Source organism: Rhodococcus sp. C1 (genome assembly GCF_020809065.1).
Lineage (GTDB): Bacteria > Actinomycetota > Actinomycetes > Mycobacteriales > Mycobacteriaceae > Rhodococcus_F > Rhodococcus_F qingshengii.
The window spans coordinates 3,934,604-3,955,027 of sequence record NZ_CP078080.1; the positions used below are offsets into that span (position 1 = coordinate 3,934,604).

A 20,424-nucleotide genomic window follows, 5' to 3' on the forward strand; every position below is an offset into this window, starting at 1 on the left:
ATGGTCAGTCCCGCTGACCGGGAAGCAGGCCCTTGTCCATCCGGCGCTTGATGTCTCTCTGCAGGTAGACGAGGTATCCCCAGACGATCCCGAAGGTGATCGCCACACCGGCGATCGACGGGTGGACGAAGAAACCGAACAGAAGGATCACCTGCAGCGCGACGTTGAACCCCATCGCCCACGGCTTGCCCTGGATGCCCGCACCCAGAATCATCAGTACCGCCAACCCGATGATGAATCCCGCGGAGGCCGCGGTGAGTCCTCCGCCGACGACCGCGACAACCGGCAAAGCCAGCAGCACGACGATCGCCTCGAGGATCAGGGTTCCGGCCATCACTCCGCGGAAGCTTTTCCACGGGTCCTTGGTCGGCGGCCCGAACTCGCCGGCAGTGTCTCCGGGCTCGTGGTCTCCGGACTCGGGATTGGCATCTGACGGGGTACTCACGCGGGGCCCTTTCCGAACAGCGTGCGGGCGGCGCCTGCGGTCACGACGGATCCCGTCACCACCACACCCGCCCCTGATACGGCCTCACCGGGTTCGGCGACCTGCTCGGCGATTTCGATCGCGACTTCCAAGGCGTCGGCAAGCACCGGCGCAACGACGACGCGCTCGTCGCCGAACTTCGCGACGGCGATGTTCGCCAGTTCTTCGACGTCCATCGCCCGGGGTGACCCGTTGTGGGTGACGACGATCTCGTCGAAGACGGATTCGAATGCAGTCAGGATGGCGTCGACGTCCTTGTCCGCCATGACGCTGACCACTCCCACGAGCTTGCGGAAGTCGAACTCGGCGGCCAGTGCGGCCGCGAGAGCGCGGGCACCGTCTGGATTGTGGGCGGCGTCGAGAAAGACCGTCGGCGCACTCCGAACACGTTCGAGGCGACCGGGATTGACGACCGAGGCGAACCCGTTGCGGATTGCATCCTGATCCAGTTGTCGATCCGGACCGGCACCGAAGAACGCTTCTACGGCAGCGAGCGCGAGCGCGGCGTTGCGCGCCTGATGCTCACCGTGAAGGGGGAGGAAGATGTCGGTGTACACACCGCTCAAGCCTTGAAGTTCGAGCTGCTGTCCGCCCACCGCGATCTGGCGAGCAAGCACCTTGAACTCCGAGCCTTCACGAGCGACCGCGGCCTCCACCTCGACAGCACGCCGCAGCAATACCTCCATGGCTTCGGGAGTCTGCTCGGCGATGATCGCGACGGTGTCCACCGGAACCAGGTCCTCGCGGCCCTTCTTGATGATCCCGGCCTTCTCCTCCGCGATCCCGGCCAGGTCGGTGCCCAGGTACTCGGCGTGATCGAGGCTGATCGGGGTGATCACCGCAACCTGTCCGTCGATCACGTTGGTGGCGTCCCAGCGTCCGCCGAGGCCGACCTCGACCACGGCGACGTCGACCGGCGCCTCCGCGAAGGCCGCATAGGCCATGGCGGTGAGCACTTCGAACTTGCTCATCGCCGGTCCCCCGGCTTCCTCCGACTGTGCGTCGATCATCTGCACGTACGGCTCGATCTCGCGGAACGTGTCCACGTAGAGCCGCGGCGAGATCGGATGACCGTCGATGCTGATCCGCTCGGTCGCGATCTGCAGATGAGGGCTGGTGGTTCGCCCGGTGCGACGATGCAGAGCCGTCATCAACGAATCGATCATGCGCGTCACCGACGTCTTACCGTTGGTTCCCGTGACGTGCACCGACGGATAGTTGTGCTGAGGCGAGCCCAGGACATCCATGAGCGCCTCGATACGAGTCAGTGACGGCTCGATCTTGGTCTCGGGCCAACGTTTGTCGAGTTCTGCTTCCACCAGCGCCAGTTCGGCGATGTCGACCGGAGTCGGAACCGAACTCTGAGCGTCGAATTGGGACGGTTCGTACGAACTCACTTGTCGGCCAACTCCTTCAGACGTCCCGTGATGCGCTCGATCTCTTCGACGGCGATCTGGCGACGTGTCTTGATCTTGTCGACGACGGCGTCGGGCGCCTTCGCCAGGAAGGCCTCGTTCGCCAGCTTGTTGTCAGCGGTGACGAGCTCCTTCTGCGCTGCCGCGAGGTCCTTTTCGAGCCGCTTCTTCTCCGCGCCGAGGTCGATGGTGCCCGAGGTGTCGATGTCGACAGTGACGGTGCCCTGGCTCAGGCGCACCTCGACGGAGATCGACGCGGTGAATCCCTCTTCGGGTTCGGTCAGCTTGGCCAGCGCCGCCACGTAGGCGAACTGGCCGTCCATGCCGGCCTCCGAGAGCCCGGACGCACGAGCCGGGACCTTCTGGGAAGGCTTGAGTCCCTGATCGTTTCGGAATCGTCGCACCTCGGTGATCAGCTTCTGCGTGTCTTCGATCCTGGTTGCGGCCTGGGCGTCGACTGCCTCACCGGACAACGTGGGCCATTCGGCGACGACGACGGACTCGCCGCCGGTGAGCACCTTCCACAGGGTTTCGGTCACGAACGGAATGACCGGGTGCAGGAGGCGGAGCAGTGCATCGAGAACGTTGCCGAGCACGGCGCGGGTGTTCGCGGCGACGGCCTCGTCGGCGGCGAACTGCACCTTGGCGAGTTCGAGGTACCAGTCACAGACCTCGTCCCACGCGAAGTGGAACAGGCCTTCGCACGCCTTGCTGAACTCGTAGCGATCGAATGCGGCGTCCGCCTCGGCCTGGACCGTGTCGAGACGGTCGAGGATCCAACGATCGGCGTCGGTCAGTTCGCTTCGAGCGGGCAGCGGCGCGGGAGCAGCGCCGTTCATCAGAGCGAACTTGGTCGCGTTGAACAACTTGGTCGCGAAGTTGCGCGAGGACTGCGCCGAATCCTCACCGACGGACAGGTCGCTGCCCGGGTTGGCGCCGCGTGCAAGTGTGAATCGCAGGGCGTCGGCGCCGAAACGATCGACCCAGTCGAGTGGGTCGATACCGTTGCCGCGAGACTTCGACATCTTCTTGCCGTACTGATCGCGGACCAGTCCGTGCAGGAACACGTCCTTGAACGGCATCTGCGCGCCGGACTTACCCGGACCGGCGGTGATCGACTCGTCCTCGGACACGTAGGTGCCGAACATCATCATGCGGGCGACCCAGAAGAACAGGATGTCGTAGCCGGTGACGAGAACGCTGGTGGGATAGAACTTTTCGAGTTCGGGCGTGTTGTCCGGCCAGCCCATCGTCGAGAAGGGCCACAGTCCGGAGGAGAACCAGGTATCGAGGACGTCGGGATCCTGGACCCAGCCTTCCGGCGCCGTTTCGTCAGGACCGAAGCACGCAACTTCACCCTCGGGGCCGTACCAGACCGGAATGCGGTGACCCCACCAGAGCTGACGGGAAATGCACCAGTCATGCATGTTGTCGACCCAGTCGAACCAGCGTGGCTCCTGGCTCGCCGGGTGAATGACGGTGTCCCCGTTGCGAACCGCGTCACCCGCAGCCTTGGCGAGCGTCTCGACCTTGACCCACCACTGCAACGAGAGACGAGGCTCGATGGCCTCGCCACTGCGCTCGGAGTGCCCGACGCTGTGCAGGTACGGGCGCTTCTCGGCGACGACGCGTCCCTGCTCGTCGAGAGCTTCGCGAACCTTGACGCGAGCCTCGAAGCGGTCCATTCCGTCGAATTCGGTTCCGGTGTCGGCAATCTTGCCGGTCTTGTCCATGATGGTGGGCATCGGCAGGTTGTGCCGCAGGCCCATCTCGAAGTCGTTGGGATCGTGAGCCGGCGTGATCTTCACAGCGCCGGTTCCGAACTCGGGGTCGACGTAGTCGTCGGCGATGATCGGGATCTGACGCCCGGTGAACGGATGATCGAGAGTGGTGCCGATGAGGTGCTTGTAGCGCTCGTCCTCGGGATGGACCGCTACTGCGGTGTCACCGAGCATCGTCTCGACGCGAGTGGTCGCGACGATGACGTGCGGCTCGTTGTCGTCGAGCGAGCCGTAGCGCAGGGAAACCAGCTCACCCTCGACGTCCTCGAACTTCACCTCGATGTCGGAGATCGCGGTCTGCAGCACCGGCGACCAGTTCACGAGACGCTCGGCGCGGTAGATCAGGCCCTCGTCGAACATGCGCTTGAAGACGGTCTGGACGGCGCGGGAGAGGCCCTCGTCCATCGTGAAACGATCACGACTCCAGTCGACGCCGTCACCGATGCGCCGCATCTGGCCACCGATGGTTCCACCGGATTCGCGCTTCCAGTCCCAGACCTTGTCGATGAACAGCTCGCGGCCGAAATCTTCCTTGGTCTTTCCGTCGGCAGCGAGTTGCTTCTCGACGACGGACTGCGTGGCGATACCGGCGTGGTCCATGCCTGGCAGCCACAGCACCTCGTAGCCCTGCATCCGCTTGCGACGGCTGAGCACGTCCATGAGGGTGTGATCCAGGGCATGGCCCATGTGCAGGCTGCCGGTGACGTTCGGGGGCGGCAGCACGATGGAGTAGCCGGGCTTGTCGCTGGTCGCGTCGGCCTGGAAGTACCCGGCGTCTACCCAGCCTTGATACAGATCGGCCTCTACCGCGCTGGGGTCCCAGCTCTTGGGTAGGGCGTCGGCGGGGGTCTGGGGGTTCTCTGGAGCTGCACTGGTCACCACTTGATCCTAATGACTCCCCCGTCGTGAACGAATTCGCCCGTCGGCCGCCGCGGCGCACACGAACGACTGCCCCGCGGTCCGGGGTCAGCCGAACAAACGATATTCACCGATCCGCTCGGCTGACAGGATCGCTCTGAAGGACGACCGACCAACTACCCGTGGAGCAAATATGTTGAACAACTGGAGTTCTCGCCGTCCCGGCGTTCGAACCTTGGCGGCGGCCGCGACGATCGGAGCGGCGGTTGCCCTCGTGCTTCCGGCGACTGCGTCCGCTGCCCCCGGCATCGAAGAAAGTGTGCAAGGAAGCATCGACAGTGGCAGCGCCACGATCAACGGAAGCGTCGGCGATATCGGGAACGACATCGCAAACGGCATCGCCAGCGGCAGCGTGGGTGACATCGTCGGCGGGATCGCCACTGGGAACCTCAACGACGTCCTCGGCGGCCTGAACGCCGGCTCGACCAGCGCGACGGACATCGTCAACGGCCTGGCCAGTGGCAACGTCAGGGACATTCTCAGTGGCCTGGCCAGCGGCAGCGGCGGCGGCGGATCGTTTGCGCCCACGCAGCGCTGCGACGCCTCGACCGTCTCGGGCGGCGCAGGAATCACCAGCACCAAGCACGAACTCGGCCGCGGTGGCCCGACCTCGTTCGTGCTCGGCTACGAGACCGAGAACGTCCCGGACCTGATCGAGGTGTACTACGAAGGTCGGTTGATCCACAGCACCGGATACATCGGCGACAACATCAACGAGGGAACTGGTTCAGCTGTCGTCAACGTGCCCGCCGGTGGGGCGTCGTCCGTTCTGGTTCGCGTCACGGGCCCTGACCACACCGAGTGGTCGTACACCGTTCGTTGCCCCGGCGCCTGATTCCGGTCCGGATCCACGCGAAGACGCTCGTGCCTCGTTCGGTGTTTCATCCGAACGAGGCACGCGCGGGTTCAGCCCAGAATCTCCGGTAGCGCGACATCTTCGCCGAGAACGTGCTCGGAGAGGAACGCGGTGACCACCTCGTACCAGATCTTGGTGTGCTGCGGCTTGAGCACCCAATGATTCTCGTCGGGGAAGTAGAGGAAGCGATGGTCCGTTTTCCCGTCGTCGTCGGCGGGCAGACCTGACTCGGCAAGCAGTTCGTACCAGAGTCGCAAGCCCTCACCGATCGGAACCCGGTAGTCCTTGTCGCCATGGATGACCAGCATCGGAGTCGTGATGTCCGCGACGTACAGATGCGGCGAATTCTCGACGGCCATCTCAGGCGACATCTCGCGCTGCCAGTACCAGGCAGCGTCCGTCGTCGGGCCGAATTGATCGAGTGCCCACAGACTCGCGTGGGTGACGATGGCGTCGAAACGGTTGGTATGTCCGGCAATCCAGTTGGCCATGTAACCACCGAACGAACCACCCATCGCGCCGGTTCGCTTGGGGTCGATCTCGGGCTGGGCGACAGCAGCATCGGTGATCGCCATCAGATCGGTGAAGGGCGCCTTGCCCCACTGACCCCACCCCCGCTGGACGAAGTCCTGGCCGTATCCGGTCGAGAGCGCGGGATCTGGTAGCAGTACTGCATAGCCCTTGGCGACGAGCAGCCACGGATTCCACCGCCAGGACCAGGTGTTCCACGAACCGAGTGGGCCGCCGTGGACCCAGAGAAGCAATGGCACCGGTGCATGCGGCGCGGCGCCCGTCGGCAGCGCCAACCAGCTACGCACCGTCGAACCGTCCTCGGCACGCGCGGTGATCTCGGTCAGTGTTCCCGGCAGCTCCGGCAAAGTGTCGGGCCCACGAAGTGCGGTGATCTCACCTGATCGCAGATCGACCCGCACCACGTGCGGGGGCGCTTCGTACGAGGCTCGCAACGCGTAGATCGACTCACCGTCCGGCGCCACTCGAAGGTCGGTGTACGCCGCGTCGTCGGCTGTCAGGCGCACTGGTTGGCCCCACAGGTCGATGGTGAAGATCGGACCGCGGCCGCCGTCGTCAGCGGTGACGACCAGCCCGGATCCGTCGGGTAGCCAGGCAAGTGAGGTAGGCCAGCGATCCCAGCCGTCGGCGACGCCGGTCACGGCACCGGATCCGAAGTCGTAGAGCTGCAGAGTCATTCGTGGTGCGGACTCCGGTGTGGTGAGTGTCTCCCGGATGAACGCGAGCTTGGTTCCGTCCGGCGAGAGCACCGGGTTGTAGACGTCCGCGTCGGCCTCGTCGACAAGCGTGACTCGGTCACCGGTCACCGTGTCGATCCGAACCAACGTCGATCGGCGGGCGGCACTCGCATCGCCGACAGTCCACGTGGTCACGACGAAGAGACCGTCGTCGGAAATCGTGGTCGACGTCTCCCGCAGCGCTGCGCCTGCCGTCGGTGTGATGTCCCGCAACTCGACGGATTCCTTCGAATCCGTCTCGGCCACAACCAGATGCGGATGATCGGGGCCCAGGTCGTGGTCCCAGTGGCGCACCGGATAACCGGTGTGCAGCATCGCCGTGACTTTCTTGTCCTTGCGCGCCGATCGCACCTGATCGTCCTGGTCGAGGCTGATCGCCGAAGCCATGACCGACGTCTGGGCCACGAACGTCGGCGCCGCCTTCGCCGCTGATACCGACGAGACACCACCGGGACGCGAGATCAGCAGCTGAGCTTCTCCGCCCGCCGCTGGTAGGCGCCAGAGTGCTGGTTGCGGATCACTCTCGCCCGGCACGGCTCGCGTGGCAGTGAAGAGCACGTCGCCGTCGAATGCGAAGGCAGCACCGGACTCGCTGGTCGAACCCCAGGTCAACCGACGCGCAGGACGCCGGCCTTCCGGGTCGATCTCCCACAACGAGGACACGTATTCGGCGCTCTTGTCGTCGAGAACGGCGCGCGCGCAGATCAGCAGCGAGCCGTCAGGTGACAACACCAGGCCGGACAACCTGGCCAGAGCGATGTAGTCGTCGAGTTCGTCGAACGGTGTGCCTGCGTGGAGCTCGGGAATCTGGGTCACCACTAGTTCGTATCACGCGCCCCGCGGTTGACGCATCATTGCGTAGATCGTCGGCCCGCCGCCTGGCATGACGATGTCACGGGTCACTTCGAAACCGAAGCGGTTGTAGTACGGGATGTTCGATTCCTTGCTGCTCTCGAGGTAAGCGTCGACATGTTCACGGTCACAACGCTCCAACCGAGAGTTCAGGAGCGCTTTGCCGTATCCCCCACCGCGCGCCGCGCTGCCGGTCCCGACGGTCGCGAGATACCAGTGCGGCGAATTCGGGTGTGCTCCTTCGAGAACGGAGCTGACCTCGGCCGCGTGTCGTAGCCCCCTGCCGAAGACACGCACCATTGCGGGCAGGCTCACGAGCCCGGAAATCCACGACTGCTTCCACCGCCCCGGCGGATCCCACAGAGTTGCCCCGCCGATCAGGCCGTTGTCGCCGGTGGCCACCTCGACGCCGCCCCCGGCGAGGTGGTGGTAACGAGTCTCTGCGGCAAACAGTTTCGTCAGGCGATCAGCCCTGGTGGCCTCGTCCGGCAACATCCACGCCATCAAGGGATCATCTTCGAACGCCTCGGCCAACACTGCCGACAGTGCCGGAATATCGGATCGGACAGCCGGCCGTACGTGTACACCCATGAGGCGAGAGTACCGCCGACGGTCCGAATCACTGGACTTTGAACAGCGCTGTCCTTGAACCGATCAGACGAGCAAGCCCGCAATCCGCGGCGGAATCTGTTCGAGCGCGTACGGCAAGCTCAGTACGGTGCTCCACGTCATGGCTTCGGCAGCAGCGTCTTCCAGAATGATCGCGCGGCCGTCCTTCACGACGTCGAGTTCCTGGTAGATCGGGGTCTTGTCCAGCTCCGCGCGAAGCTTGTCGCCGTAGCCGCCACCGGCGTACCAGACGAGTACGTCGACGTCCGCGAGCGAGAGTTGCTCGGTGCTGATCTCGGCGAAGTTACCCGTGATCTGATCGGTGACAGGCGGATTCACGAATCCGAGTTCGGTGAAGAACCGCACCTTCGGGTCTTCCGGTCCGTAGACCCCGAACTGCCCCGGCCCCTTCAACGCGCCGACCAGAACGGTCTTGCCGGCAAACGCCGGATTGGCCGTCTTCACGTCGGCGAACTTCTGGTCGACGCCGGCGATCAGCTCGGTGGCCTTACCCTGCTGCCCCAACGCTTCGCCGATGATGGTCGTCTGGTTCTGCCAGGGGATTCCGTAATCCGCGAACTCCTTGGGCTGCGCCACCGTCGGCGCAATGGCACTGAGTTTGTCGTATTGCGCCTGAGTGAGCCCGGAGTAGGTGCCGACAATGAGGTCGGGTGTCGTGGCAGCGACCTTCTCCATCTGAATGGTGGTGCCCGCAGTTCCGATGATCTCGGGAGTCGCCCCGTTCAGCAGCGGCTGCGCCCAGGGCCACACTCCGTAGGGGTAATCGCCGTACCAGTCGAAGGTTCCGACCAAGGTCCCACCGAGCGCCAGGATCGCATCTTGATCGTTGTATCCGACACTGACGATCCGCTGCGGATCCTTGGGCAACTCCGTAGCCCCGAACTTGTGGGTGATCGATTCCGCAGAGTCACCGCTGGGAGGTGTGTCCTCGTCGTTCGAACTGGAGCAGGCTGCGGCGAATGCCAGCAACGCTCCCGACGTGCCGATCAGAAATCCGCGCCGGGTCAGCCGACCTGCGTCCGTTCGATCCATGTTCCTACCCCTTAAAGTCTGCTGGTTCGGTAGGTAAGGCTAGCCGATGGAAGCTTCATTCCGGCTAGTTCGACCGGCCCATTCGATGGCAGTACCGCGCCGTTCGGGCCACTATGGAGACATGACGCGCCAGGGCCCCTCGAAGGACATCGACGAATCGGATCTCGAAGTCACGCACCCCAAGGACTACGCCGCCGGAGTTCCGGCCGTTCTGGTGTCGCTGCAACGAGGAATCGAGCAGATGGGAGCCTTGCGGACCGCCCGAACGCTCACCAGACTCAACCAGCGACACGGCTTCGACTGCCCTGGGTGTGCGTGGCCGGAGACTCCCGGACATCGCAAGCCCGCCGAATTCTGCGAGAACGGAGCGAAGGCTGTTGCCGAGGAAGCAACGCTTCGCACCGTCACACCCGAATTCTTCGCGGAGCACTCGATCGCCGATCTCGAAGGCAAGACCGACTACTGGCTCGGACAGCAGGGGCGACTGACGCACCCGATGGTCCTGACGCCGGGAGCAACCCATTACCGGCCGATCGACTGGGACGGCGCGTACGCACTGATCGCCGAACATCTGAACGGCCTCGCATCGCCGGACGAAGCGGTGTTCTACACCTCCGGTCGCACGTCCAACGAAGCCGCGTTTCTCTACCAGTTGATGATTCGCAGCTACGGCACCAACAACATGCCCGACTGTTCCAACATGTGTCACGAGTCGTCCGGAAGCGCACTGACCGAATCCATCGGCATCGGCAAAGGCTCGGTGACGGTTCCCGACCTCGAGAACGCCGATCTCATCCTCATCGCCGGACAGAACCCCGGCACCAACCACCCTCGAATGCTCTCGACGCTGGAGAAGGCAAAGAGCAACGGCGCCAAGATCATTGCCATCAATCCTCTGCCCGAGGCGGGATTGCGCAGGTTCAAGGATCCACAGAAGGTGTCCGGCGTGATCGGGCACGGAGTCGACATCGCGGACGAGTTCCTGCAGATCCGGCTGGGCGGCGACATGGCGCTGTTCCAAGGCCTGGGGAAGCTGCTGCTCGAGCAGGAAGATCGCGCTCCCGGGACGGTCGTCGACCGCGCTTTCGTCGACCGGTACTGCGCCGGTTGGGACGAATACGAGAAGCACATCCGCGCGGTCGATCTCGACACGGTACTCGAGGCAACGGGTCTGTCGATGGCACAGCTCGAGGAAACGGCTGCCGCACTTGCCCGATCCGAGCGAACCGTCACCTGCTGGGCCATGGGGATCACTCAGCACACACACGGAGTCGCCACCATCGAAGAAGCAGTCAACCTGCTGCTCATGCGTGGAATGATGGGCAAACCCGGTGCCGGCGTTTGTCCGGTGCGAGGACACTCCAATGTCCAGGGTGACCGCACGATGGGCATCTGGGAAAAGATGCCGGAAGAGTTCCTGGCCGCGCTCGATACCGAGTTCTCGATCTCGAGTCCCCGCAAGCACGGATGGGACACCGTCGACGCGATCCGCGCCATGAACGCAGGCAAGGCAAGCTTCTTCATGGCGATGGGCGGCAACTTCATCCAGGCAAGCCCGGACACCGCAGCGACTGAAACAGCGTTGCGTCAATGCGAACTCACCGTGCAGGTGTCCACCAAGCTGAACCGCAGTCACGTGGTCCACGGGCAGACCGCGATCATCCTCCCCACCCTCGGACGCACCGACCTCGACGTCCAAGCCGGCGGAAAGCAGCTTGTCTCCGTGGAGGATTCGATGTCCATGGTGCACCTGTCGCGCGGACGCCTCACACCGGTCAGCCCCTACCTGCGTAGCGAAGTCGCCATCATCTGCCAACTCGCCCGCGAACTACTCGGCAACGATCACTCCGTCCGCTGGTCGGCCTTCGAGGGCAACTACGATCTGATCCGCGATTCCATCTCACGGGTAGTGCCAGGCTGCGAAAACTACAACTCCCGCGTTCGAGAGCCAGACGGATTCCAACTCCCCCACCCGCCGCGTGACTCGCGTGAGTTCCGCACGCACACCGGCAAAGCCAACTTCGGCGTGAACGACCTGCACTGGATACCCACTCCGAGTGGGCGCCTGATTCTGCAGACGATGCGCAGCCACGACCAGTACAACACCACGATCTACGGCCTCGACGACAGATACCGCGGCATCAAGGGCGGACGCAAAGTCATCCTCGTCAACGCCGAAGACATCACCGCGCTCGGATTCCGTGACGGCGATCTCGTCGACATCGTGTCCGAGTGGACAACACCCGACGGCACACTCGAAGAGCGTCGGGTCACGGAATTCCGCATCGTCTCCTACGACACCCCGCGCGGCAATGCTGCGGCGTACTACCCCGAGACAAATCCGCTCGTTCCCCTCGAACACGTTGCAGCCAAGTCGAACACGCCGGTGTCGAAGGCCGTCACCGTTCGACTCGAAGCATCGGGCGCCTGAGATGGGACGAGTCACCGCACGAACACCGGTCGTTCGAATCTCGGGTGATCGGGTCGTCACGCGCCCCGACACGCTGGCCGTCGAGGAACCACTCGAAATGAGAGTTGGCGGTCAGGTGCTGGCAGTGACGATGCGGACCCCCGGCAACGACGTCGATCTCGTGCACGGATTCCTTCTCAGCGAAGGTGTCATCGCCACCCGCGACGACGTGAGCGTCGTCCGCTACTGCGACGGCGTCGACGAATCCGGTGCGAACACGTACAACGTCCTCGACATCGCTCTCGCTCCCGGAGTGCCGTTGCCCGACCACACCACCGACCGCAACACCGTCGTCAGTTCCGCGTGCGGAGTGTGCGGCAAGACCTCGCTCGACGCCGTCCGAACCACGACGCGACATCCGCTGGTCGGTGACACGACTTCCGTCACCTCGACCATCCTGTCGGCCATGCCGGTCACACTGCGGGAGAGCCAACGGATCTTCGAGCGCACCGGTGGCCTGCACGCGGCCGGATTGTTCACCGCCACCGGCGAACTCCTTGCACTGCGCGAGGATGTCGGCCGTCACAACGCCGTCGACAAGGTGATCGGTTGGGCCATCACCGACGGCCGAGTGCCCCTCTACGACACGATCTTGATCGTCAGCGGGCGGGCGTCGTTCGAACTCGTCCAGAAGGCCGTCATGGCCGGCATTCCGATCCTCGGTGCTGTCTCCGCGCCGTCGTCGCTGGCAGTGGAACTAGCGCAGGAGTCCGGGCTGACTCTCGCCGGTTTCATCCGCGGCGATTCGATGAACGTCTACTCGCACCCGCACCGAGTCGAGGTCACGTCGAACTCGCACGCAACTGAGCCGACAGTCGCACAGCGGAGTTGACTTCCCCGTAGCCCTCGTATCCACCCACCCGCTGCACGACCTCGAAGAACAGGTCTCCCCCGACGGTCGGGGTGAACAGGTGGAAGAACTCGCCGTGAGCGTCCGCGTCGTAAAGAATTCCGGTGCTGCGCATCCGGTCGAGCAGTTCCGGATTCAGTCCGAAACGCGCGTCCAGATCGTCGTAGTAGTTCGGGGAAATGGGTAGCGGAGCAAATCCCCAGTCCTGCATGGACGCAGCGGCACCGAAGATGTTCTCACACGCGAAGGCGACGTGGCTGACGCCGCCGCGACGGACCGTCGGCAGCCCACTTCGACTTCCCTCCACCATGTTCAGCGAGATGCGCAGGGTATGTCCGTCACCGCCTTGAACGAGCGTGAGTGCCTGGCTCCGCATGAGTCCGACCGAATCGGTGACGTCCTGCCCCTCGTGCGGTTGCATCTCGAACACGGACCGCAGGAGCAGCATGATGCCGTCCCAACTCTCCGCCGGAACTGCCAGTGCCACGTGGTCGATCCCGGTGAACACTGCGCCCTGTTCACGATTGCGCTCGGCGGGTAGCGGGTAGATCTCGAATGCCGATTCCCACGCTGCAGCGCTGCCGGGGCCACGAAGGTCGATCGATGTCGCATCGGTGACCTTCAGGCGTACGACGTCCGGTACCTCGGAGTTCTCGTCGCTCGACCCCGGCAACTGCACGCGCGTCGCCGGCACTTCGAGAGCCAGAGCGCGCTCTCCCCACACCTCGGGTTCGGTTGCCCGGATGCCGATCTGAGTGAGAACCGGTAGATCCGCAGGCAGCCCGGGCGCCGTCCACACCGTGCCCGCAGTCGCATCCACGGCAACGGTGAGCGGTCCGTGCCGCCACAACTGCAAATCGTGATCGTGGTGCCGTCCGACAAGATGAAAACCGACGCGGGAGAGCATCGAGTGCACCTGGTCCTGTTTCGCCGGACCCGCCGCGATTCGCAGAGACACGATTCCTTCGAGCGGTGTGCGCTCCGGGGCGGTGAACAGCGTGGGTCCACCGGCGGCAGGGTTCGCGGCGGCGACCTGTTCTTCCAGATGCAGGAGCGACCGATGAGCGTCGATTGCCGTCCGCTGGGTGTCGGCGCGGCGGAATACGTCGTTGAAGATCTCGAGCGACCACGGTCCGTCGTAACCGGTGGCGTAGACATGCTGAGCGAACGCATTGAGATCGAAGCTGCCCTGCCCCGGGAAGTTTCGGTGATGCCGGCTCCACTGGAGGATGTCCATCGCCAAGAACGGAGCGTCCGCCAACTGGAGGAAGAAGATCTTCTCGCCGGGAATCTCGCGAATTCCGGCGGGATCGTCACCGCGCGAGAGGATGTGAAAGCTGTCCAGACAGGTACCGAGCGAAGGATGGTCGACGCCCTCGACGATCTGCCACGCATGGCCGTACGTGTTGACGTGGGCACCCCACGCGAGCGCCTCATAGGCAACCTTCTTGCCGTGCTCGGACGCCAGTTCGGCGAGAGCTCCGAATTGCTCTGTCAACTGACCGTCATCGTGACTTGCGGTCGGCAGGGGCGAGGAGCACACCAGGAGCGTCTCGCACCCCAGTTGATCCATGAGCTCGAATTTGCGTTGCACTCGAACAAGATTCCGAGCAAATTGGGCCTCGTCCACCGTGTCGAAGTCACGGAACGGCTGATACAGATCGAGGGTCAAGCCCAGATCCGCAGCCCTCGTTCGTAATTCCTTCGGGGACCACGGCGAAGCAACAAAATCCGGCTCGAACACCTCGAAGCCGTCGAAGCCGGCAGCAGCGATGGCGTCGAGCTTCTCCTCGAGAGTGCCACTGAGCGATACCGTCGCGATCGACGTCCGGACCGGGGCACTCACAGCGCTGCCGCAGTCTGTTCGCCGTGTACAAGTTCCGTCATGTGCGCGAGCATGCGCTTACTGTCGGGCTCGATGCCCGTGAAGATCCGGAACGCGTCGACGGCCTGGAAGACAGTCATTCCGCCTCCGCTGAGCGTCGGGGCTCCGATCAACCTTGCCTGACGCAACAGTTCGGTTTCGAGTGGACGGTAGACGATTTCGGCCACCCACAGATCAGGGCGAAGCAGATCTGGCGAGAACGCCATTCCGGGATGAGCCGCCATTCCCATCGGCGTCGCGTGGATCAATCCGTTTGCCTTGCCGAGCACTTCGGCGAGGTCGCTCGTATGCCGCGCCTCGACAACCTGCGCCGGAAACTGCTGCGCGAAGGTTTGTGCAAGTTCCTGCGCGCGAGGCAGGCTCGAATCGACCAACGTCAGTGTCCCGACGCCACGGGTGAGCGCGGCATAGGCAACCGCCGCACCGGCTCCGCCGGCACCGAGCTGCACGACACGATCGAGCTGTGCTCCGGGAAGTCCGTCGTCGAAATTTCGGCCGAAGCCCGACCAATCGGTGTTGTGTCCGATCGCCTTGCCGGAGTCGAAGAGGACCGTGTTCACCGCGCCGAGCCGGCTCGCATCGGGCGAGAGCTCGTCGAGGTGCTCGATCACCAACTGCTTGCACGGGTGAGTGATGTTGAGGCCGCGGAACCCGAAACGTCGTGCATAGGTGAGAAGTTCACCGATGTCCGACGGCGCCATGCCCATCACGTCGAGATCGAGGATGCGGTAGACGTACGGAAGACCCTGTCTGCGCCCTTCTTCCTCGTGCATGATCGGAGTCAAAGAGGCTCCGATTCCGGTGCCGATCAGACCGCAGAGCATCGAATCACTCATCAGTTCTTCCCTTCTCGGACGCAGACGAATTCGACTGCGGCGCTGTAACCGTCGATTCCCAATCCGCAGATGACAGCGTCGGCGATCCCGGAGACATACGAGTGGTGACGGAATTCTTCGCGACTGTGGATGTTGCTGATGTGCACCTCCACGACGGGGGCATCGAGTGTGACCAGAGCGTCACGCAACGCAACGGAGGTATGCGAGTACCCACCGGGATTGATGACGATGCCCGCAACGTTTCCCCTGGCCTCGTGGATCCAATCGATCAGTTGGCCCTCGTGGTTCGACTGCCTTGCCTCGACCACCGCTCCGAACTTCGCGGCCGCCGCTTCACAGCGGGAAACTACGTCGTCCAGCGTGTCTCTCCCGTAGAACTCCGGTTGGCGCTGGCCCAACAAATTCAAGTTGGGCCCGTTGAGGACCAGAATCGGTAGAGATGAAGTCATCAGGGGCACCTCGGGGTTGACGCTCGAAACTAATGTACGAACTAGTGAGTTAGTTCACTGGACGTTACTCCCCCGACGCGGACTCGACAAGCAAAGTCGACAAACTGCTGACAGATAGAGTGAGCACATGGTTTCCGAGCAGTCAGTGAACTCCGTGGTGTCGAAGCCGGAGAAACGACGCCGAAACAGCGATCTGACCAGGGTGAACATCATCGCCGTCGCCACCGAGGAGTTTGCCGACAAAGGCTTTGCCGGCGCCCGAGTGGACGAGATCGCAACCAAGACTCACACCACCAAGCGCATGATCTACTACTACTTCACCGACAAGGAAGGGCTGTACAAGTCCGTCCTCGAACACGCGTACAGCGTCATTCGTGCGCAGGAACGTGAACTCGACCTCGAGGGATTGAAACCCACGGCAGCAGTCCGCGCCTTGGCCGAACTCACCTTCGACCACCACGAACAACACCCGAACTTCATTCGGCTGGTAGCCAACGAGAACATGCTCCGCGGTGAGCACATCGAGAAATCCGAGCTACTCAGCGGTCTCGGCGCCCCCGCCGCCGACCTGGTCTCGCAGATCCTCCACGACGGACAGCAGTCGGGAGCATTCCGCTCCGACGTAGATGCTCTCGATATTCACATGTTGATCAGCAGTTACTGCGTCTTTCGTATCGCCAATCGTTACACCTTCAAAGCGCTCTTCGACCGCGACCTGACCGACTCGACGCATCGTGAGCATCTTCGAACAATGCTCGGCGACATGGTTGTTGCGTTCTTGACCTCGAAGGCGCCGTCCTGACCCACCCCGAAGTCCGAAAAATCCCCCTACGGTGGTGAGTGGAACTCACAGCTGCCACCGGGAGGAATGACGTGACCGAGAATTACGTAGACGGGCTTTCACTCGAGGAGAAGGCGTCGTTGACGTCGGGCTCGGATTTCTGGCACAGCCAGTCCGTTCCCGGAATCGAATCGATACTCCTGACCGACGGTCCGCACGGAGTCCGGAAACAACCCGAGGGCGGCGACGCACTCGGACTCGGCCACAGCATTCCAGCGACATGTTTCCCACCGGCGGTCGGGTTGGGCTCGTCGTGGAACCTCGACCTCATCCGCCAGGTCGGTGAGGCTCTGGGCGACGAGGCCAAAGCCGAACAGGTCTCGGTCCTCCTCGGCCCAGGCATCAACATCAAACGATCACCCTTGTGTGGCAGGAATTTCGAATACGTCTCCGAGGACCCATTCCTCTCCGGCCGCGTCGCGGCAGCGCTGATCACCGGCATCCAGTCTCGCGACGTCGGAACCTCGCTCAAGCACTTCGCTGCCAACAACCAAGAACACGACCGGATGAGAGTCAGTGCCGACGTCGACGAACGGACGCTGCGCGAGATCTATCTGGCCGGCTTCGAATACGCCGTCAAGACCGCGGCCCCGACGACGGTCATGTGCTCGTACAACAAGATCAACGGTGTGTACTCGAGCCAGAACCATTGGCTGCTCACCGAGGTACTCCGCGAACAGTGGGGCTTCGACGGCCTCGTCGTTTCGGACTGGGGAGCGGTCAACGACCGCGTGGCGGCACTCGCCGCGGGCCTCGACCTGGAAATGCCGCCGACCGGAACCGATACCCAGATCGTCGACGCCGTGCGCGGCGGCGACCTGGACGAATCAGTGCTCACCACTGCCGCCGAGCGCCTGGCGACGCTGGTGGCACGCACCGCCGCCGCGCGCACCAAAGGCCACACGTACGACGTCGAGCGTCACCACGAACTGGCACGGACCGCTGCAGCGGAGTCCGCTGTCTTGCTGGCCAACGACGGAGAACTGCTGCCGCTGACCCCCGGCGGGCAAACCGTCGCGGTGATCGGCGAATTCGCGTGCAGCCCGCGGTACCAGGGAGCCGGCAGTTCACAGGTGGTCCCGACCAAGCTCGACAATGCCTTGGACGCGATCCTCGACCTCGAAGGCGCCGACCGCGTCACTTTCGCACCGGGCTTCACCTTCGACGGCACTCCGGACGACGACATGGTCACCGAGGCTGTCGACGCCGCACGCCGCGCCGACGTCGCGGTGCTGTTCCTCGGACTACCGTCCGCCACGGAATCCGAAGGATTCGACCGAACCGACATCGAACTGCCGGCTGACCAGATCGCCCTGCTGAAAGCGGTCCACGGCGCGAACCCGAACACGGTCGTCGTGCTCGCCAACGGCGGTGCGGTTGCGATCGAGCCTTGGAAGGATCATGCCGCCGCAATCCTCGAGGGCTGGCTACTCGGCCAGGCGGGCGGCTCGGCGATTGCCGATCTTCTGTTCGGCATCACGAATCCGTCCGGCCGCCTGACGGAGACCATTCCGCTTCGCCTCCAAGACAATCCGTCGTATCTGCATTTCCCGGGATCACAGCAGCACGTCCGCTACGGCGAAGGCCTGTACGTGGGATACCGCTACTACGACTCCGCGCTGCGCGAAGTGGCGTACCCGTTCGGGTTCGGGCTGAGCTACACCACCTTCGACATCACCGATACCTCCGTCGAGGCCGGTGAGAACTCCGCCGAAGTGACCGTCACCGTGCGCAACAGCGGCGACCGATCGGGCAGCAGCGTCGTTCAGGTCTACGTCCACGACGCCTCGGCAAGCATCGATCGACCCGCGCAGGAATTGAAAGGCTTCGCCAAGGTCCACCTCGACCCCGACGAATCCGCGACTGTGACCATCACGCTCGACAGCAGGGCATTTGCCTATTGGTCTGTCACGGAAAAGGACTGGGCGATCGAGGCCGGCGACTACGAGATCCGCGTCGGCTTCTCGTCTCGGGACATCGCAACCACCGACACGATCACCCTGGCCGGGAACGTCGGCGTCGGCACGCTCGACGCCATGTCGACCATCGGCGAATGGCTCGCCCATCCCGTCGGCAGCGCAGTTCTCGGCGCCGCCATGGCTGCCGCAGCGGGCGACGGTGCACAGGCGGTCAGCCCCGAGATGATGGCACTCGCAGGCTCGATGCCGCTCGGAAAACTCGCCACCTTCGGCCTCGGGATCACCGAGGAACAGGTGGAGCAGTTGGTGGCGGCCGCAGCACAGCCGGCCTCCTAACTCTCTGAACTGCGGTTTCGACGAGCAGCGTGACCGCCAGTAGATTTTTATGAACTATTTGGTTAATAATCTTGTGTAGTTGCTGTGGCGTCGGTTACATTCCTTGTATCGCTCTCCGCACAGACGTTCTTGATACGAACACAATCGGCGGATGTAGAGCCTCCACGACGCTTCCACCCAGGAGATGAGCATGTCAGCTAGCACGGTTACACCGTCCGAGCCCGAGGCGGGATCCTTGGCAAGGCCGGATACGACCAAGGTCAAGCGCGCCGCAACATCGTCGTTTCTCGGCAGCATGCTCGAGTACTACGACTTCTACATCTACGCCTCCGCCGCTGCGCTCATCTTCCCCACGGTGTTCTTCCCGGACAGCGGACATGCGGCTCTGCTCTCGCTGGCCACCTTCGGTGTCGCGTACGTCGCGCGTCCCCTCGGCGCTGTAGTCCTCGGCCATTTCGGTGACCGCGTCGGCCGCAAGAAGATCATGCTGCTCACGCTCATTCTGATGGGCGCAGCCACCTTCCTCATCGGATGTATTCCCAGCGCCGATTCGATCGGAGTTCTTGCACCGATCCTTCTTGTCCTGATGAGAATCGCCCAGGGCATCTCCGCTGCCGGTGAACAGAGCGGTGCCAGCTCACTGACGCTCGAACACGCCCCCGAAGGCCGACGCGCGTTCTTCTGCAGTTGGACCCTCAACGGCACCCAGGCCGGCTTCATCCTCGCCAGCCTCGTATTCCTGCCCATCGCCGCGCTCCCCGACGACATCCTTTACACGTGGGGTTGGCGAATCCCGTTCTGGGGCAGCCTGATCGTTCTGGTCGCGGCATACATCATGCGTCTCAAGCTCGAAGAGCCCGAAGAGTTCACCGAGCAGCAGGAATCCAAGACCGTCGCCAAATTGCCTGTTGCCGATCTTCTTCGCACCCACAGCGCAAATCTGATTCGCGTGATCTGCTGCGCTTTCATCGCCGTCGTCTCGACCATCTTCTCCGTCTTCGGTCTCGCTTTCGCCACCACCGAAGAAGTGGGGATTCCGAAGTCGACCATGCTCTGGGTTGCCATCGCAGCCAACGCCGTAGCCCTGCTCAGTCAGCCCGCCTGGGCGATGCTCTCCGACCGGATCGGTCGCAGGCCGTTGTTCATCGGTGGCGCCCTCGGTAGCGCGGTGTTCATCTACGTGTACTTCGGCGCAATCGCCAGCGGCAACGTTCCCCTGATCTTCCTCGCCGCAATCGGATTGATGTCCGTCTTCTACGCTGCCCCGAATGCCATCTGGCCGTCGTTCTACTCCGAGATGTTCAACACCAAGGTCCGCTACTCGGGCATTGCGATCGGCACCCAGGTCGGCTTCGCCCTCGCAGGCTTTGCCCCCGCCATCGGCAACGCCCTCATGGGCGGCGACAAGACACACTGGATGCCCGTTGCCATTCTGACTTCGGTGGCCTGCGTCATCTGCGCGATCTCGGCGTTCACCGCCAAGGAGACTTTCCGCACCCCCCTCAAGGAGCTCGGCAACCCGATCTAGCCGACCACCCCACAGACACCCTGCACGAACGACTGTGTTGCGCGAACGACTGTGGCCCGGCATCTCGCGAGAGA

The 20,424-nt window shown here is 63.5% G+C and carries 15 protein-coding genes; 6 read left to right on the top strand and 9 right to left on the bottom strand.

The window, feature by feature from the left end; all coding sequences use genetic code 11:
- Window positions 1-4 precede the first annotated feature (4 nt).
- The 3 genes from KTR60_RS17965 to KTR60_RS17975 are packed head-to-tail and all read right to left on the bottom strand — an operon-like array spanning window position 5 to window position 4,559.
- The gene (locus KTR60_RS17965) at window positions 5-445 is read right to left on the bottom strand and encodes a DUF4233 domain-containing protein (protein ID WP_003944448.1); all 441 of its coding nucleotides are present in this window, start codon (window positions 443-445) and stop codon (window positions 5-7) included.
- Window positions 442-1,881: a bifunctional tetrahydrofolate synthase/dihydrofolate synthase gene (gene folC, locus KTR60_RS17970; protein ID WP_228401105.1), complete on the bottom strand. Its 1,440-nt coding sequence runs from the start codon at window positions 1,879-1,881 to the stop codon at window positions 442-444. The genes KTR60_RS17965 and folC overlap by 4 nt, the downstream gene beginning before the upstream one ends.
- A complete protein-coding gene (locus KTR60_RS17975; RefSeq protein ID WP_228401106.1) occupies window positions 1,878-4,559 on the bottom strand; it encodes a valine--tRNA ligase in 2,682 nt (893 codons plus the stop codon). The genes folC and KTR60_RS17975 overlap by 4 nt, the downstream gene beginning before the upstream one ends.
- Before the next feature lie 172 nt (window positions 4,560-4,731).
- Between KTR60_RS17975 and KTR60_RS17980 the strand changes: the two genes are divergently transcribed.
- Window positions 4,732-5,433 carry a hypothetical protein gene (locus KTR60_RS17980; protein ID WP_019749074.1) on the top strand — a complete coding sequence of 234 codons (702 nt, stop codon included), beginning with the start codon at window positions 4,732-4,734 and terminating at the stop codon, window positions 5,431-5,433.
- 71 nt (window positions 5,434-5,504) lie between these two features.
- On the opposite strand, the gene KTR60_RS17985 is transcribed toward KTR60_RS17980, so the two are convergent.
- The 3 genes from KTR60_RS17985 to KTR60_RS17995 all read right to left on the bottom strand — a co-directional run bounded on the left by KTR60_RS17985 (window position 5,505) and on the right by KTR60_RS17995 (window position 9,236).
- Window positions 5,505-7,538 (bottom strand): alpha/beta hydrolase family protein, encoded by a 2,034-nt coding sequence (locus tag KTR60_RS17985; protein ID WP_050654660.1) that lies wholly within the window; start codon window positions 7,536-7,538, stop codon window positions 5,505-5,507.
- A gap of 12 nt (window positions 7,539-7,550) precedes the next feature.
- On the bottom strand, window positions 7,551-8,165 hold the full coding sequence (locus tag KTR60_RS17990) for a GNAT family N-acetyltransferase (protein WP_228401107.1): 615 nt from the start codon (window positions 8,163-8,165) through the stop codon (window positions 7,551-7,553).
- Window positions 8,166-8,228: 63 nt separating this feature from the next.
- Entirely contained in the window at window positions 8,229-9,236 is a 1,008-nt protein-coding gene (locus KTR60_RS17995; RefSeq protein ID WP_030536639.1) for an iron-siderophore ABC transporter substrate-binding protein, read from the bottom strand.
- 121 nt (window positions 9,237-9,357) lie between these two features.
- Here KTR60_RS17995 and KTR60_RS18000 point away from each other — a divergent pair, with 121 nt between their 5' ends.
- Together KTR60_RS18000 and fdhD are read left to right on the top strand one after the other, a co-directional pair.
- On the top strand, window positions 9,358-11,667 hold the full coding sequence (locus KTR60_RS18000; RefSeq protein ID WP_030536640.1) for an FdhF/YdeP family oxidoreductase: 2,310 nt from the start codon (window positions 9,358-9,360) through the stop codon (window positions 11,665-11,667).
- Window position 11,668: 1 nt separating this feature from the next.
- Window positions 11,669-12,538, top strand: coding sequence for a formate dehydrogenase accessory sulfurtransferase FdhD (fdhD, locus tag KTR60_RS18005; protein WP_003944453.1), 870 nt, complete (start codon window positions 11,669-11,671; stop codon window positions 12,536-12,538).
- On the opposite strand, the gene KTR60_RS18010 is transcribed toward fdhD, so the two are convergent.
- Genes KTR60_RS18010 through aroQ form a run of 3 tightly spaced genes read right to left on the bottom strand, consistent with a single transcriptional unit; the run spans window position 12,489 to window position 15,726 of the window.
- Window positions 12,489-14,402: a sugar phosphate isomerase/epimerase and 4-hydroxyphenylpyruvate domain-containing protein gene (locus tag KTR60_RS18010; RefSeq protein WP_030536642.1), complete on the bottom strand. Its 1,914-nt coding sequence runs from the start codon at window positions 14,400-14,402 to the stop codon at window positions 12,489-12,491. The genes fdhD and KTR60_RS18010 overlap by 50 nt on opposite strands.
- Complete coding sequence (locus tag KTR60_RS18015) at window positions 14,399-15,277, bottom strand: shikimate dehydrogenase (protein WP_054187687.1); 879 nt, start codon at window positions 15,275-15,277, stop codon at window positions 14,399-14,401. The genes KTR60_RS18010 and KTR60_RS18015 overlap by 4 nt, the downstream gene beginning before the upstream one ends.
- Entirely contained in the window at window positions 15,277-15,726 is a 450-nt protein-coding gene (gene aroQ / locus KTR60_RS18020; RefSeq protein ID WP_007730969.1) for a type II 3-dehydroquinate dehydratase, read from the bottom strand. The genes KTR60_RS18015 and aroQ overlap by 1 nt, the downstream gene beginning before the upstream one ends.
- 127 nt (window positions 15,727-15,853) lie before the next feature.
- Here aroQ and KTR60_RS18025 point away from each other — a divergent pair, with 127 nt between their 5' ends.
- From KTR60_RS18025 to KTR60_RS18035, 3 genes are all read left to right on the top strand, one after another.
- The gene (locus KTR60_RS18025; protein ID WP_007730968.1) at window positions 15,854-16,528 is read left to right on the top strand and encodes a TetR family transcriptional regulator; all 675 of its coding nucleotides are present in this window, start codon (window positions 15,854-15,856) and stop codon (window positions 16,526-16,528) included.
- Window positions 16,529-16,599: 71 nt separating this feature from the next.
- On the top strand, window positions 16,600-18,822 hold the full coding sequence (locus KTR60_RS18030; RefSeq protein WP_158170128.1) for a glycoside hydrolase family 3 C-terminal domain-containing protein: 2,223 nt from the start codon (window positions 16,600-16,602) through the stop codon (window positions 18,820-18,822).
- Between the two features lie 190 nt (window positions 18,823-19,012).
- Complete coding sequence (locus KTR60_RS18035) at window positions 19,013-20,350, top strand: MFS transporter (RefSeq protein ID WP_158170129.1); 1,338 nt, start codon at window positions 19,013-19,015, stop codon at window positions 20,348-20,350.
- Window positions 20,351-20,424 lie beyond the last annotated feature (74 nt).